This window comes from Mucilaginibacter sp. FW306-07-L (genome assembly GCF_058782065.1).
The window spans coordinates 290,738-306,871 of sequence record NZ_JBYSXI010000003.1 but is presented as its reverse complement, the minus strand read 5'-3'; the positions used below and the strand labels follow the sequence as shown (position 1 = coordinate 306,871).

At 45.3% G+C, this 16,134-nt stretch carries 14 protein-coding genes; 8 read left to right on the top strand and 6 right to left on the bottom strand.

Translation table 11 applies throughout. The features are described from left to right. Window positions 1-46 precede the first annotated feature (46 nt). Together AC3WJC_RS16495 and AC3WJC_RS16490 are read left to right on the top strand one after the other, a co-directional pair. A complete protein-coding gene (locus AC3WJC_RS16495) occupies window positions 47-2,500 on the top strand; it encodes a glycoside hydrolase family 31 protein (RefSeq protein WP_492400213.1) in 2,454 nt (817 codons plus the stop codon). A gap of 19 nt (window positions 2,501-2,519) precedes the next feature. Next, window positions 2,520-4,400, top strand: coding sequence for an alpha-amylase family glycosyl hydrolase (locus AC3WJC_RS16490; protein WP_492400212.1), 1,881 nt, complete (start codon window positions 2,520-2,522; stop codon window positions 4,398-4,400). A 121-nt stretch (window positions 4,401-4,521) separates the two neighbouring features. Here the strand turns inward: AC3WJC_RS16490 and AC3WJC_RS16485 are convergent, their stop codons facing one another. Then, entirely contained in the window at window positions 4,522-4,950 is a 429-nt protein-coding gene (locus AC3WJC_RS16485; protein WP_492400211.1) for a tail fiber domain-containing protein, read from the bottom strand. 83 nt (window positions 4,951-5,033) lie between these two features. Further along, entirely contained in the window at window positions 5,034-5,366 is a 333-nt protein-coding gene (locus AC3WJC_RS16480) for a hypothetical protein (protein ID WP_492400210.1), read from the bottom strand. 169 nt (window positions 5,367-5,535) lie between these two features. Here AC3WJC_RS16480 and AC3WJC_RS16475 point away from each other — a divergent pair, with 169 nt between their 5' ends. The 3 genes from AC3WJC_RS16475 to AC3WJC_RS16465 are packed head-to-tail and all read left to right on the top strand — an operon-like array spanning window position 5,536 to window position 7,421. Next, window positions 5,536-6,354, top strand: a complete 819-nt coding sequence (locus AC3WJC_RS16475) for a TerC family protein (RefSeq protein WP_492400209.1) — start codon at window positions 5,536-5,538, stop codon at window positions 6,352-6,354. Then, complete coding sequence (locus AC3WJC_RS16470) at window positions 6,354-6,809, top strand: phosphatidylglycerophosphatase A family protein (RefSeq protein ID WP_492400208.1); 456 nt, start codon at window positions 6,354-6,356, stop codon at window positions 6,807-6,809. Before AC3WJC_RS16475 ends, AC3WJC_RS16470 begins: the two co-directional genes overlap by 1 nt. Before the next feature lie 45 nt (window positions 6,810-6,854). Then, the gene (locus AC3WJC_RS16465; RefSeq protein WP_492400207.1) at window positions 6,855-7,421 is read left to right on the top strand and encodes a biliverdin-producing heme oxygenase; all 567 of its coding nucleotides are present in this window, start codon (window positions 6,855-6,857) and stop codon (window positions 7,419-7,421) included. Here AC3WJC_RS16465 and AC3WJC_RS16460 read toward each other — a convergent pair. After that, window positions 7,418-9,637 carry an ATP-binding protein gene (locus tag AC3WJC_RS16460; RefSeq protein ID WP_492400206.1) on the bottom strand — a complete coding sequence of 740 codons (2,220 nt, stop codon included), beginning with the start codon at window positions 9,635-9,637 and terminating at the stop codon, window positions 7,418-7,420. The two genes, AC3WJC_RS16465 and AC3WJC_RS16460, sit on opposite strands and share 4 nt — an antisense overlap. Before the next feature lie 251 nt (window positions 9,638-9,888). Here AC3WJC_RS16460 and AC3WJC_RS16455 point away from each other — a divergent pair, with 251 nt between their 5' ends. Continuing rightward, window positions 9,889-11,037, top strand: a complete 1,149-nt coding sequence (locus AC3WJC_RS16455; RefSeq protein WP_492400205.1) for a PQQ-dependent sugar dehydrogenase — start codon at window positions 9,889-9,891, stop codon at window positions 11,035-11,037. A 60-nt stretch (window positions 11,038-11,097) separates the two neighbouring features. Here AC3WJC_RS16455 and gldB read toward each other — a convergent pair whose 3' ends face one another. Next, window positions 11,098-12,129: a gliding motility lipoprotein GldB gene (gldB, locus tag AC3WJC_RS16450; RefSeq protein WP_492400845.1), complete on the bottom strand. Its 1,032-nt coding sequence runs from the start codon at window positions 12,127-12,129 to the stop codon at window positions 11,098-11,100. A 40-nt stretch (window positions 12,130-12,169) separates the two neighbouring features. On the opposite strand from gldB, the gene AC3WJC_RS16445 reads away from it, so the two are divergent. Further along, window positions 12,170-13,819 carry an NAD+ synthase gene (locus AC3WJC_RS16445; protein WP_492400204.1) on the top strand — a complete coding sequence of 550 codons (1,650 nt, stop codon included), beginning with the start codon at window positions 12,170-12,172 and terminating at the stop codon, window positions 13,817-13,819. Between the two features lie 70 nt (window positions 13,820-13,889). Further along, window positions 13,890-14,513, top strand: coding sequence for a DUF4136 domain-containing protein (locus AC3WJC_RS16440; protein WP_492400203.1), 624 nt, complete (start codon window positions 13,890-13,892; stop codon window positions 14,511-14,513). 55 nt (window positions 14,514-14,568) lie between these two features. Here the strand turns inward: AC3WJC_RS16440 and AC3WJC_RS16435 are convergent, their stop codons facing one another. After that, window positions 14,569-14,862 carry a hypothetical protein gene (locus AC3WJC_RS16435; protein ID WP_492400202.1) on the bottom strand — a complete coding sequence of 98 codons (294 nt, stop codon included), beginning with the start codon at window positions 14,860-14,862 and terminating at the stop codon, window positions 14,569-14,571. A gap of 25 nt (window positions 14,863-14,887) precedes the next feature. Beyond that, on the bottom strand, window positions 14,888-15,895 hold the full coding sequence (locus AC3WJC_RS16430) for an NAD(P)H-dependent glycerol-3-phosphate dehydrogenase (protein ID WP_492400201.1): 1,008 nt from the start codon (window positions 15,893-15,895) through the stop codon (window positions 14,888-14,890). Window positions 15,896-16,134 lie beyond the last annotated feature (239 nt).

The window sequence follows — 16,134 nt, the reverse complement described above, 5'->3', positions numbered from 1 at the left end:
TAATGGCCCAAATGCTCCAGGGCATCACCTAAATAATTCAGTTATAATGATAATGCGATATAAGGTACTTGCTACTTTAGGGCTATGCCTTGCGCTAAACTTTGCCGCCCTCAGCCAAAGCGGACCTGTAAAAAGCGTAGGCGAGGTTACCAGGGCTGATGTTAGCGGGCAACAGGTAAACATCACCACCCCAAACGCACATGCCGAGGTAACGGTATACACCCCATCGGTAGTACGGGTGCGTATTGATAAAAAAGAGCTTGCGCCCGATTTTTCGTACGCGGTGATAGCCAAACCACAACAGGTAAAGGCATCTATCACCCAAAACGATAACGAGGTAAGCATTATTACCGACTCGGTTAAACTCATCATCAGCAAAAAACCGTTCGCTGTTACTTTTTATACGCCGGATGGCAAGGTGATTAGTCAGGACGAAAGCGGTTTAACCACCTCATGGGTAAACGAAAACGTAACTACCTACAAAAAAATGCAGGAGGGCGAGCGTTTTGTTGGCCTGGGCGAAAAAACAGGTGGGCTTGATCGCCGTGGTTCGGGCTATACGCACTGGAACTCGGATGTGTTTGGCTACCGTGTTGACCAGGACCCGTTGTATTCTACCATCCCTTTCTACATTGGCATACACCATGGGCTTAACTATGGTATATTTTTAGATAATACCTGGCAAAGCGATTTTAACTTCGGGGCCAGCAACAACCGTTTTTCATCATTCGGTGCGCGTGGCGGCGAAATGAACTATTACTTTATCTACCATAAAAATCTGGTCGATATCATTACCTCGTACACCGCTTTAACCGGCCGCATGAATTTGCCGCCGCTGTGGAGCCTGGGCTACCAGCAAAACCGCTACAGTTATTACCCCGATACCGAAGTATACCGCATCGCTCAAACGCTGCGCGAAAAAAAGATTCCGGCGGATGGGATTACGCTCGACATCCATTATATGGATAAATACAAGGTGTTCACCTGGGATAAAAGCCGTTTTCCTGATCCTGTAAAGATGAACAACCGGCTGAAGGAAATGGGTTTTAAAACCACGGTGATTGTTGATCCGGGTGTAAAAGCAGAACCAGGTTACGGCGTTTACGAACGCGGTAGGAAGGATGACATCTTTATTAAATATGCCGACAATACTAACTATACCGGCGAGGTATGGCCGGGCTGGTGCCATTTTCCTGACTTTACCGGCGCTAAAGGGCGCGATTGGTGGCAAGGCGAAATAAAGCAGTACGCCGCCGACGGTGTTAGCGGTATATGGAATGATATGAACGAGATCGCTACCTGGGGCCAGAAAATGCCCGATAATGTGATCTTTGACTGGGAAGGCCGTAAGGCTGCCCACCCCGAAGCGCGTAACGCTTATGGTATGCAAATGGCACGTGCCAGTTACGAAGGTTTCCGCAAGGCCTTAAATAAGCGTCCGTTTATTTTAAGCCGTTCGGGATATGCGGGCTTGCAGCGCTATTCGGCCCTGTGGACAGGCGATAACCGTGCCGAGGACGACCACATGCTGCAAGGCGTTAGGCTGCTGAGTAGTTTAGGCCTGAGCGGTGTGCCTTTTACCGGTATGGATATTGGCGGTTTTACCGGCAATGCCAGCGTAGCGCTATATACCCGCTGGGTGCAGATCGGCGCATTTAACCCATACTTCCGTAACCATACGGGTGTAAACACCAAATCGGCCGAGCCATGGGCTTTTGGCGAGGAAGCATTAGAGATTGCCCGTAACTATATTAACCTGCGTTACAAACTGCTGCCATACCTGTATTCCACCTTTTATGAGGCTACACAGGATGGTTTACCGGTAGTACGTTCCCTGGCTATTAATTATACGCACGACGCGAAGGTTTACCAGTATCAAAACGAATACCTGTTTGGTAACGCCTTTTTGATAGCACCCTTTGCTGGTGCCGATGCTTACGGAACTATCTATTTGCCTAAAGGCAAATGGTATAATCTGTATTCGGATGAGTTGAGTAACGGCGGTACCGAAACTATGGTTAAGCTGGCCAACAACAAACTGCCGGTTTTTGTAAAGGAGAGTGCCATCATCCCGATGCAATCGCTGATACAAAATACTACTGAAAAACCTACCGATACGCTTAACGTACACATTTACAAAGGCGATGTAAACAACAGTTTTATTTATTACGAGGATGACGGCGAAACGTACGATTACGAAAAGGGCAGTTTTTATAAACGTAATATAAGCTACAACGCGATTAAAAAAACGATCACGTTTGCTAAGGCCGATGGCTCATTCGCTTCAAAATTTAAACACATCCGCTTGTATATGCACGGGTTTGGCAATGCTGATATTGAGGCAGGCGGCAAGCATGTGCAGGCCAAAACAGAATTTGTATCATTCATCAACCCGGTATCAAAGTTTGACCCGCAGGGCGTGGCCGATAAGGCAGAGGGTAGCGATACCCGTACCATAACCCTACCTAATAACAGTGCCGAATTTATCATCAACTATTAAAAAGCGACAAATATCCGTTATGAAAATTATTTATAAACTATCTGTTATCGCATTTTTGCTGGTTAACGTAGCCTGCAAAAAAAGCGACCCGGTAACAACCATTGATCCACCGGCACAAAACACTGAAATACCCGAGAATGCCGGTGACGGGGTAACTTTTATTAACGATGGCAAGTCGGCTATATTTAACTTGTATGCGCCGGGCAAAATATCCGTATCTGTTATTGGTGATTTTAACGATTGGCAACCCACCAAAATGAAAACTACTACCGATGGTACCCGCTGGTGGGTACAGGTAGATGGCCTGGATGCCAATACCGAATATGCCTATCAGTACCTTATCAATGGCAACCTGCGTGTGGCCGACCCTTACACCGAGAAGATACTGGACCCGGATAACGACAAATACATCCCGGCCTCAGTATACCCTAATCTGAAGGCTTACCCTGCCGGGAGAACGACTTCGATAGTGAGCGTGATGCAGGCTAAACAGCCATCATACACCTGGAAAACGAATAATTTTACCCGCCCGGCAAAAAAGGACCTGGTAGTGTATGAGTTACTGGTGCGCGATTTTGTGGCCGACCATAGCTACAAAACCATTATTGATACGCTGGATTATATCAGCCGCCTGGGTGTTAACGCGATTGAGCTGATGCCGGTTGCCGAGTTCGAGGGCAATGAATCATGGGGATATAATGATTCCTTCTTCTTCGCGCCCGATAAATATTACGGTACCAAAAATGCTCTGAAAGCATTGGTTGATGCCTGCCACCAGCGTGGTATTGCCGTAATTATGGATATTGTGCTTAACCATGCCTTCGGCTCATCGCCCATGGTGCGGATGTATTTTGATCAATCATCCGGCAAGCCGACAGCAAGCAACCCGTGGTTTAATGTGGATGCCAAACACCCGTTTAACGTTGGGTTTGATTTTAACCACGAAAGCCCGGCAACCAAAAATTTCTCAAAAAATGTAATGCGACACTGGCTGAAGGAGTACAAGATAGACGGCTACCGTTTTGATCTTTCAAAAGGATTTACGCAAACCAATAATCCTAATGATGTGAACGCATGGTCGGCCTATGATGCCAGCCGGGTAGCTATCTGGAAGGATTATAACAGTTTTATTAAGAGCGTTGACCCCAATGCTTACGTGATACTGGAACATTTTGCCGCCCAGCAGGAAGAGAAAGAGCTGGCTGCCGATGGCATGATGCTATGGAATAATGTGGCTCATGGTTTCCAGGAAGCGAATATGGGTTGGATGAGTTCGTCAGACCTGTCGTGGTTAATGCCTGCCGCGCATACCTTTACCGTATCTGATGCTTTAGTGGGCTATGCCGAAAGCCATGACGAGGAGCGCGTAATGTTTAAAAACATCACCTACGGTAACCAGGATGGCTATAACGCCCGTCTGCTGAATAATAGTTTAAAACGTGGCGCTATGACGGCTGCCTTCCTGATGGCATCGCCAGGACCGAAAATGATATGGCAGTTTGGCGAGCTGGGTTATGATATCAGCATTGACCAAAACGGACGTACCGGCAATAAGCCTATCCTTTGGAATTACCAGAGCGTGCCCGAGCGCAAGGCTTTGTACAACGCTTATGCCAAATACATCAAAATGAAATTGAAGAACCCGGTATTTGGCGCTAACACCGCTACCTATACCCTTACCGGGGCGGTAAAAAACATAACCCTTAGCGGCAGCGGCGTTGATGTGCAGGTGGTAGGCAACTATGATGTAACGGCCCAAACCGCTACCATAGCGTTCAGCAAAACCGGCACCTGGTATGATTATGTTACCGGCAACACCCTTAACGTAACCAATACCAGTATGAGCCTCACCCTGCAACCGGGCGAATACCACATATACAGTTCGGCGCAGTTGCAATAACAAGCTCCTTAATATTAAATTTAGCATGAAGCCTCTCAGCAATGGGAGGCTTTTTTGTTAAATAAAAAAAGCGCCCCGGCTTTTGCCGAAGGCGCTCTCACTATAACTAAAACTCAACTTTTTACTTGCTTTTTAACTGCTGTATGTGGGCGCGCAGCTCGTTTATTTCAGCTTGCTGCTCTTTAATGGCACCTACCAGCAGGGGTATCAGTTTTTCGTAATCAACACTGCCGGTGGTAATGGTGCGTTGGTTGTTTTTACCCGCGGTATACCATTTGTAATCTTTGGTGACCAATTCGGGCAATACCAGTTTTACATCGTCGGCAGAGAAACCGTATTGTGTGCCTGATGGCAGGTTTAGTTGTTTGTACTTGTCTTTGTCAAACTCAAACTTCAGTGGCTCAAGCTGATTTACGTAGCTAAGCGAATTACGGATAGGTTCGCTGTTCTTTTTCAGTTGCTTATCGCTTACAGTTTGCGCCGAAGTGGTATTTAATATAAAAGCGCTTGCAATGGTTGCTAATGCAACACCAATTTTATTGATAGTCATATATTTTTTAAATAAATAGTAAAACAATGTTCGCGGCAAAAAGCGCCGCAAGGCATTAGTTAAATGGGGTTGTTAAAAGATGCTTAGGCTGCTATAACAGCGTTGGGCGGCGGGGTAGGCACCAATGGAAAGTAAGCCAGATGCTCATCACAATCGGCAGGGGCATACGTAAACGGTTCAGCCTTGAAAGCCGGGTCGGGCAGCAGCCATACGGGGTGGCTCAACCAAAATTCACTCACAATTTTTTCTTTACTTTCGGTACGTGATGATGAATTTTCCTCATCATCAGCATAAATTTTTTCAGAAAGTTCGGTGCCGGTATGGCCGATTAAAGAGAGCAGGGAGATACCTGTTTTTTCCATTACGGAAAAAATCAACACGAAGGTGAACAGATATCTTAAAAGGCTTACTCTCATTGTATAATGATGAATATATTTACTATGCAAACATAGCAAAAATGATTTGGTTTTTAAAACTTTTAGGATTATTATATTACGTACACAATATTATCCTTAATGCGTGCTATTACCAAAAAGTTAATTAAATAATTGCGACCTTTATGCGCCGATTTACCGGCATTTTTAAATGGATTTTTTACATACCCTGTTGGGGGAAGATATTAAAGCGGGTTTACTCATCATTTTAAACCTGATTGTTATTGAGAGCTTACTATCGGTTGATAACGCCGCGGTACTGGCTACCATGGTGCTCGATCTGCCTAAGGAGCAGCGTAACAAAGCCCTGCGTTATGGCATTATAGGCGCTTATGTTTTTAGGGGTATATGTTTGTTTTTAGCGGCATGGCTGGTAAAAATATGGTGGCTTAAACCGTTGGGTGGCCTGTATTTACTGTACTTGGCATTCAACTATTTTAAAACTAAAGCCAGCAAATCAGCCGATAAAGAAGATGAGAACGTTGATAAAAGCGAAAGCTGGATCTATAAATCAACCGTTGGTTTAATAGGTAACTTTTGGGCGACTGTAGCGCTGGTTGAGGTGATGGACCTGGCCTTTTCTATCGATAACGTATTCGCGGCGGTAGCTTTTACTGATCATGTGTTTCTGATCTATACGGGTGTATTCATCGGTATACTGGCCATGCGTTTTGTGGCGCAGGCCTTTGTTAAATTGATGGAAAAGTTTACCTTTCTGGAAACCATCGCGTTCATCGTGATCGGTGTGTTGGGGCTTAAATTATCATCATCATTATACACCCACTTTTACCCCGAAACACCATTAGCTCATGCTATCGAGGGTGAGCGTACCGATCTGTTCGTGTCCGTATTCACCGTGGCCATATTTGTAATCCCGGTGTTAACTTCATTACTGTTTAACTTCCCTAAAAGGCATACCATTGAGCCTGAAGTAGCTGAAGATGCTGAGGAGGTATTGAAGAAGAGCTAATGAATAAACTGATCGCGTCCATATTCGGCATAGGGTATCTAAAAGGGGGCGGCACTTACGCCTCGGTAGTTACCTGCGCTGCCTTATACTTTTTATGGCAGGTACCGGCGGTATTACAGCCTTTGCCTAATGTTTTGATCGGTTTGGCCATATTGCTCATTGGTATTTATACCGGCAACAAAGTAGAGCCATTTTGGGGTAAGGATAGTTACCGCGTGGTGATAGATGAGGTAGCCGGTATGTGGATCACCATGCTGTTTGTACCCATTAACAATATCAAACTGCTTATTGCCGGGCTGATACTGTTCCGCTTTTTTGATATGGTAAAGCCCCTTGGCGTGCGCCGCATGGAAGACCTGAAAGGCGGCCTGGGCGTTATGATGGACGATGTGCTGGCCGGAGTTTATGCCAACATCGTTCTGCAGTTAATTGTATTTTCGGGCCTGCTGAACTAAACTTTTACTTTTAAAGTTGTTATACCAATACAATTCACACAATACATGCTTTCAGAAAAATTAAAGGAAGAAACTAAAGCCTATCACCATGAAACTGAGGTGGCGTTGATAGGGCGTATAAAAGCCATTAAAGGGGAGCATGATTATGCCGCGCTGCTAAAAATGTTCTACAGCTATTTTGGCGGGCTTGAAAAACACATCGACTCAGCCATTGATACCAGTCTGATGGATGATTACCATCAACGCCGCAAAACATCAGCCATTGCCGATGATTTGGAAGCACTTAATGCTGATATTCCCGCTGTTGCAACCGAGGATAACCTGCCCCACATAGAAAGTCATTTACAGGCATTAGGCGCGTTGTATGTAATTGAAGGCTCAACACTGGGTGGTAAGATCATCAGCAAAATGATCGGCTCCAAGCTGGATGCATCCAACGGAGAAGCGTTATCATTTTTCAACAGTTATGGCGATGATACGGTAGCGATGTGGAACTCGTTTAAAGACAAAATGAACAGCCAGGCCCAAACTGAAGCCGATCAAGCGGCCGTTATTGAAACAGCCAACAGCACCTTTAAGCATTTTGCCAATTGGATAGCCCGTTATAACTAAGCCGGGTTGCTAAACTCCACAAAAAAGGTGGAGCCTTTTTCCGGTTCGCTGTCTACCCATATTTTGCCGCGGTGTTTTTCAATAATACGCTTAACTATGGCCAGGCCCACACCGCTGCCCTCAATGTCCTTCACATTATCGGTACGGTTAAAAAGCTCAAAAATGCGCGGCAATTGTTTAATATCAATGCCCAGGCCATTATCTTTTATCTGGTAAAGCACACCGTTGTCGGTAATTTTACCCTCAATACCTACCTGTTGCGGGGTTGATTGCTGGGAGTATTTAAAAGCGTTGCTTAACAGGTTGGCAAACACCTGCGACAGCATTACTGCGTCGCCCTGTACATCGGGCATTTCGCCTATAGTTGTCTGTAATTTGGCTGTGTCGTATACCAGGGAAAGGTCTTTGATGATCTCTTTCACCATCGGGCCAACTTCAACATTTACAAAATTAATGTCTGACCGGCCGATGCGCGAGTAATCAAGCACCTCATTTATCATGTAGTTCATTTTGTCGGCACGGTCAATAATGCGGTCAATAACACGCTGCGCTTCCGGCCTGATGGAGCTATCGCGGGTAAGTAGCTGCGCGTAGCTTTTAACCACCGAAATAGGATTTTTCAGATCATGCGATATGGTGAAGCTGAAGGTGTCCAGTTCCTCATAAGCCTGTTTTAATTTTTCGTTGAGTAAGCGTATAGCGCTCGCCTTTTGATTGATGGCGTAAGTAAGCTCTTCTTTAAGGCGGATAACCGCTTTTACTTCCTCATTGCTCCACGCTGCCGAACGTGCCCTGACTGTTTCAGACCAGGCCTCGAATGATTTACGCGGCGATATGTTAAACGCGCCGTTACTATCAACCTCAACGGGTTTTTCCGGATTGCCGGCCCAGGTAATATGCTGTAGCTGCTCTGGCTTAAACCAAATAATATATTCGCCCATCTCTTTTGAAATGGTAGATACAATAACGCCGCTGGCCACATCCTTAAAGGCTAATGCCGGCGGATAGAGTGCAGATAGGTGATCAGTGCAGAAAAAGGTATCGCTTACCTCAGTTTTTATCCAGTTAAGTAAGCCGGTTAAATCATCCCGGGCAGGTACTTTGCCAAACTCGGTGATGTTGTTTTCATAAACAAGTACAGCGCCATCGGCATAAGTAACATCAAGTACGGTAACATCCTGCGCATTCAGGGCATCCTCAATACTATTGCTGCGCTGCATCTGTTTGGAGAGCTTTTCAACACCGGCAAAGAGGTGATCCTGTAGCTGCTGGTTTTCTTCATCCTGCCTGAATTCCAAGGCTGATGAAAGTATCTGTCCCATCAGTTTGGTTGCCTCCCGCGCCTTGTAATCAATAAAACGCGGTGAATAATTGTGGCAGGCTATCAATCCCCAAAGTTCATTTTTATAGATGAGTGATATACTATAGCTCGAGTTCACGCCCATATTTTTGAGATATTGTATATGCACTGGCGATACCGCGCGTAGTTGCGAACAGGTCAGGTCAAGCGGTTGCTGTTCGCCCGCCAATGTAATGATCTTTGACGGCGTGCTGTCCACATCAGCAATTAGACGGGTATGGTTCAGCTTATAAAGTTCGCGGGCTTGCTTGGGTATGTCTGATGCGGGGTAGTGCAAGCCGATCCATGATTCCAGGTCGTTGTTCCTGGCCTCGGCAACAACCTCGCCGTGCCCGTCGGCTGCGAAACGGTAAACCATTACACGGTCATACCCGATTATTTTTTTTACCTGCTCGGCGGAGTTGGTAAGAAGGTTTTGAAGGTTTTTATCAGCCAGCATTTCTGATATCGACCGACCGATCATCCGCTGGATATCAACGGTCATTTCGGCAGCGGCGGGTTCAAACTCCAATATAATCAGGTTATCCGCTTGGTGAATAACCATGTAATAGGTGCTGCCATTCAGTTCAAGCTGAAAGGGGTTGATCTGCTCAAAACTCTTACTGATTTTACCCAGCGTAATAAGCTGGCTGATGTAGCCGGGTTGTTCACTTGGGCTCAGGGCGTATTCAACTTCAAGTAATTCTTTACCCAATAAATTTCCGGGCAGGCCAATAACCACGTTGCCAACGTTTTCACTATGGTAGCGAATAACAAAATCGCCATCAACCGCGATCAAAAAACCATGAGGCTGAATTTGACCGGGAATGTGTATAGGTTCTCTATCACAATTGGTTAGATCAACGTTAAAGGACATAGGGTTATTTACAAGTAAAGAATAATAACAAATATGAAAAAATATTCGATACTATAAAGTCATATCAAATTAAATTGTTTTGCTGTAAACGGGTTAGTTCAATGTTTGATTACGATCGTTATGCGCTTCAAAAATACCTGGAGCGCATGTAGGTAAGTGCGTAATTTGGTTGATACAATAACAGGTTTTGCTAAAATAAACATACGCGGGTATAAATTTTGCTGTAGCTTTATAACATGAAGCATTACCTTATGAAACCTGTTATAAAGAGCGTATTAATGCCCGCCATACTGGCGTTGGCTATTATATTCCTGTCGTGCAGTACCAAGCCTGCCGATAGTGTACAGCATGAAGAAACCACCGTTGCTGATAGCACCGGCTTTACCGTAAAAACCATTTATACCGAATTGAATAACCCATGGGGGATGGTTTGGTTGCCTGATGGCCGTATGCTGGTAACTGAGCGTGCCGGTGAAATACTGGTTTTTAAGAATGATAAATTTACCGGCGAAAAGCTGAAAGGCGTACCTGCCGTATTTAATAAAGGGCAGGGCGGCCTTTTGGATATTAAGCTGCATCCTAATTATAAAAAGAACGGCTGGATATATATTACCTACGCCAAACCGGTTGAAGGTGGCGCTACTACAGCACTGGCCCGCTTTAAGCTAAATGGAAACACCATTACTGACCTTACCGACATTTATACCGCCAAGCCCTATATTACTGCCGATTTTCACTTTGGCAGCCGTGTGGTGTTTGATAAGGATGGCTACCTGTACGTAAGCTCGGGCGAGCGTGGTACGCAGCCAAAGGTGCAGGAGCTGGATAACGATCATGGTAAAATTCACCGTTTGTTTGATGATGGCCGCATTCCGCCCGATAACCCGTTTGTTGGACAGGCCGGCGCGCATGGTTCTATCTGGACGTTAGGGCACCGTAATCCGCAGGGTATGGTTTATGACGCGGTGAATAACCGTATCTGGGAAGTAGAGCACGGCCCCAAAGGCGGTGATGAACTAAACCTGATCGAAAAAGGGAAGAACTATGGCTGGCCAAAAACATCTTATGGTATTAACTATGATGGCACGGTACTTACGCCTAATAAAGAACTACCGGGTATCGAAAACCCTAAGCACTACTGGGTACCATCAATAGCTACCTGCGGTTTAAGCATTGTAACCGGTGATAAGTATCCGGGTTGGAAAGGTAACCTGTTGGTAGGCGCGCTGGCATTAATGCACATTAACCGTGTTATCCTTAATGGTACCGAGTATAAATCAGAGCAACGCCTGCTGCAAAACAAAGGCCGTTTCAGGTACATTACCGAAAGCCCTGATGGCTATATTTACGCCCTGAGCGAAGGCCCGGGCGCATTGATAAAATTGATTCCGGCTAAATAATTAATTAGCCACTATAACAAGAACGGGATGCCCATCAGGCATCCCGTTCTTGTTATAGTACTACGGCCGGTATTTTGATTCATTCAGTATCTTCTGTGCGTCCCGCTCGGCCATTAGTTGTGGCAGGGTAATGTTACTGTGCTTGTCCATGTATTGGCGCACGATCTGCCAGCCCGTCCACACGGCCAACTTGGGTGCCGACTCGTTATTTTCGCCGAGGCCGGGGGTAAAGGGAGCTTCGGTTAAGTACTTTTGTATTTGTAGATAATCGGCATTGTACAGCAAATTCTCATTTAAAAAATAAGCCCAGATATCCTGCTTAAAGGTATTGCACCAGTCCAGTTGCTTGTTGGTATAACCTACTTTGGTGCTATCGGGCGTTTTGGGCAGTACCTTATCCATCAGGTACATGATCTTGCCATTGTAAACCATTTTGGCCAGCAAACTTTTATCCGCCTCGTTTTCCGGGAAAAGATCTTCGCGCACTACAGCTTCCACCACACGCGGCGTAATATTATCCGGTGTAAAACGGCGCGATAAATAATGGGGGTACTGCTGCACCAAAGCCGGGTAAAATTTTGAATTGCCCAAAAACATATCCAGCCCTATGGCTACATAGCCATCGCCAATAGAGGTTTGCGCCTGGAAGCCTGAAAAATAAGCATATACCTTAGGCAGTTTGCTTTGCGGAAAGTAATATTTAATACGCCTGAAGGCATCGGTTAGTTCGGCTTCTTGCAAATCAAGCGTCGGGTAAACCGAGTCTACCTCGTGTTTCAGATCCTGGTAAGCCTTGCCGGTAAATACCTGTTTCAGTGTGCTAAAGTAAGCTGTATCGGTAACGCTACCGGCCTGTAACACCTTTTCAACATAATCCGGGTAAAAGCTGCCGTATTTTTTTTGCAGGTAGATGGCTTGCCGCGGCATGGGTTTTGTACCCATCTCATTAAAATCATGATCAAAACGGCTAATAGCGACATTAAGATCGATATTACTTACATCAACATTTTTGCTGCCGCCGCAAGCGCAAAGCAGTAGCATGATGCTAAAAATTAAGTAAGTTTGTTTTGATTTGTTACCGGCAAAAATCATACTCATCCTGTACAAATTTATAAAATAAGTATACATTCTCATGAAGATCGCGTTAGCACAGCTCAACTATCATATTGGTAATTTTGATTCGAATACAGCCAAGGCCATTGCCGCCATAAAACAAGCCAAAGGCGAGGGTGCCGACCTGGTAGTTTTCGCGGAGCTGAGCGTGTGCGGTTATCCCGCGCGGGATTTTTTGGAGTTCAGGGAATTTATCGGATTGTGTGAAGATGCCGCCCAAAAAATAGCGCTGGAATGTACCGGCATTGCCTGCATAATAGGCCTGCCTACAGAGAACGATAAACCCGAAGGCAAGGACCTGAACAACTCGGCATACTTTATTAATAACGGAAAAATTGAGCACCGGGTTGACAAGGCCCTGCTGCCCAACTACGATGTATTTGATGAATATCGTTACTTTGAGCCGTCGACCACCTTTAATTGTATCGATTTTAAGGGGCAGCGCATTGCATTAACCATTTGCGAGGATTTGTGGAATGACATTGAAAACCCGCTATACATTACCCGCCCGATGGATAAGCTGATTGAGCAGCAGCCCACCGTAATGATCAACATCGCGGCATCGCCGTTTGCTTATAACCATGATGAGGAACGCATCGCTATCCTGAAAGATAACGCTGCCCGTTACAACCTGCCGCTTTTTTACGTGAACCAGGTAGGCGCGCAAACCGAACTGATATTTGACGGCGGATCAATGGTGTTTGACAACCAAGGCAACCTGCTTGATGAGATGCCATACTTTGAAGAAAGCCTAACTTATTATACCCTGAACGATGATGCTTCCGTAACCTTTACACACCAAACCGGCGTAAGGGCCGACAGGGAAAGCGATATCGCGCAGATTCACCAGGGCTTATTGTTAGGCATCCGCGACTATTTTTATAAATCAGGCTTTACGAGGGCAACGCTTGGCCTGTCGGGTGGTATTGATTCGGCCGTAGTATGCGCGTTGGCTGCCGAGGCTTTAGGGCCTGAAAATGTAATGGCGGTGCTGCTACCTTCAAAATACTCTACCGACCATTCGCTTAAAGACGCGGAAGACCTGGTGAACAACCTGGGCTGTAAATCAGAAACAATCGCTATTAAGGATGTTACCGATGCCTTTGAGAATGCTTTGGCCCCGCAATTTAAAAACCTGCCATTCAATATCGCGGAGGAAAATATACAATCGCGCAGCCGTGCGGTTTTGCTGATGGCTATGTGCAACAAGTTCGGCTACATACTACTTAACACATCCAACAAAAGCGAGGCCGCGGTGGGTTATGGCACTTTATATGGCGATATGTGCGGCGGCATCTCTGTTATTGGTGATGTTTATAAAACGCAGGTGTTTGAGCTGGCGCGATACATTAACCGTGAGCGCGAGATCATACCGGAGAATACTATTGTTAAACCACCATCAGCCGAGTTAAGGCCGGACCAAAAAGATACCGACTCGTTGCCGGAATATGATATTTTGGATAGGATATTAGCCGAATACCTGGAAAACCGCTGCTCATCTTCAGAAATTATACAAATGGGTTATGACGAGGCTGTAGTACGTAAAGTGATAAAACTGGTAAATACCGCCGAGCATAAGCGCTACCAAACGCCGCCCATTTTAAGGGTATCGCCAAAGGCATTTGGTATGGGCCGCAGAATGCCGATTGTAGGTAAATATCTGTCATAAAAATATTTAAGATAATATTAAACCATTTTAAGCGTAAATGGTCTAACCAAAAAAGGGAGATATAAGCGTCATGAAAAAATTGATATATGCAGGGCTGGTACTGTTCCTGCTTGCCGGGCTAAGTGCCTGCTCAAACTACCGTTATTATACTGCTGCTAAAAACAAAACCAATTTAAGCACCTACCGCAGCTTTGGCTTTGTTGAAACACCAAAACCAAGCAATAACCCGCGTAAAATTTACGCTAATGATATTGCCGATGCCAATATTAAGGACGCAGCCGTTGAGGCGTTAAAGGCTAAAGGCTTGGTGGAACAACCATCACAGCCTGACCTGCTGGTGAACTATACAACCATGACCGGCCGTGGCTACAAAACCAACTACTACGGTGGTGGCTGGGGCGGCTGGGGTTACCCGGGCTTCGGTTTTGGCTGGGGTGGCTGGGGCTACCGTCCGTTTTATGGCGGTGGCTGGGGCTACGGCGGTTGGGGCGGCGGCGGTTTTGCCGAACGCGTTCCATACCGCGAAGGTACTGTGATCATTGACCTGATCGACCGTAAAACCGGTAAAATGGTGTGGCGCGGTTATGGAGTAGGCGAAGTGCGCAACCCGCAAAAAGCTATTAATGATCTGCCTAAGGTAGTAAGCGGCATTATCGAAAAACTTGACCTGAATGGCCAGCAACGTAAATCATAATTTACGTTAACCAATAAAAAAAACGCCCCGCTGATAATTCAGCGGGGCGTTTTTTTTATTCAACCTTATCTCTCAATTGTTCTTTTGGGATATATACCCTTTTGCCTTTTTTGTTGATATAGTAATAGGCCGAGTTTTTATCAATAAAAATAGTTTCGTTATTTGGCCCGGCTTTGCCGGCATATTTTTTATCAACTACTGACGAAGCACCTTTTGAAGCCACTTCGGCAGTTTTGTTGCCTACTTTTTTGGCCGTCTTTTTTACATCCTGGCCTACACTTTGCGCATAGCTGTATGAGGTAGCAAACAAGCCTGCCGCTACTACAACGGCTTTTATTATATTTTTCATGGTATCAGATAATTAAGTTGTTTTGTTAACTCAATTTCTCTGCCAAATTTTTCATTTCAATAACCGGCGATTTCTTTTGGTACAGGATAGCGTACACCGCATTGCAAATAGGCATATTCACTTTATGCTGCTTGTTTACCTCATGCAGGCAATTAATGGCGTAATAGCCCTCGGCAATCATATTCATTTCTAATTGGGCTGAGGTTACCGTATAGCCTTTGCCGATCATATTACCAAAGGTACGGTTACGGCTAAACTGCGAATAAGCGGTAACCAGCAAATCGCCCAGGTAAGCGCTTTCTTTAATATCACGGTCAATAGGGTGTACCGCATCCAAAAAGTTTTTAAGCTCTTTTATAGCGTTGGATATAAGTACTGCCTGAAAATTATCGCCATAACCTACGCCATGGCAAATACCGCTGGCAATAGCGTAAATGTTTTTTAAAACGGCGGCATATTCAGTACCGTATATATCGTCGGACACGATGGTTTTCAGGTAACGGTTGCTGATCATGCCGGCAAATTCAGTGGCCAGCGCTGTATCCTGCGAAGCAATGGTGAGGTAAGAGAGCTTTTCTAAAGCGACCTCTTCCGCATGGCATGGCCCGCTGATTATTATAATATCGCTTGCCTGCACCATGCAGTGCTGTTGTAAAAATTCGCCGACTATCTGGTTCTCATCCGGCACGATGCCTTTAATGGCTGAGATGATCTTTTTGCCTTTTAAGTCCTCGGCCGAAATACCTTTAAGCGCTTCCTTTAAGAATGCCGCGGGCACGTTAAGCAGTATAAAATCAGCCGAACTTACAATAGCCTTAATATCTGTCGAGATGTTAGCCGCCGGTACCTTTATTTCAACCGAACTTAAATAGTTAGGGTTGTGCCTGAATTTATGAATGTGCTGTACGGCTTCGGTATTGCGCATCCACCAAAAAATCTCTTTAGGTACGGCATTATCGGCCAGCATTTTGATGTTAGCCGTTGCCCAGCTACCACCACCAATAACCGCTATTTTTTTAGGTTGATTTTGCATTTTAAATAAAATGAGCCACCGTTAAAAATGTTTTAACTTTTAATAATTGGGAGAACAAATTAAAGAAATATAATTCAGCATTCAACCCGGCAAGCAGGCTGTAAATGATTGGTTGTTTAGCAAAAAACCACGTCATTGCGAGGTACGAAGCAATCTCTTGAAGCTATCGAACAGGAATGCCCTGAAGAGATTGCTTCGTACCTCGCAATGACGGAAGTTATATATCTATAAACAACAAA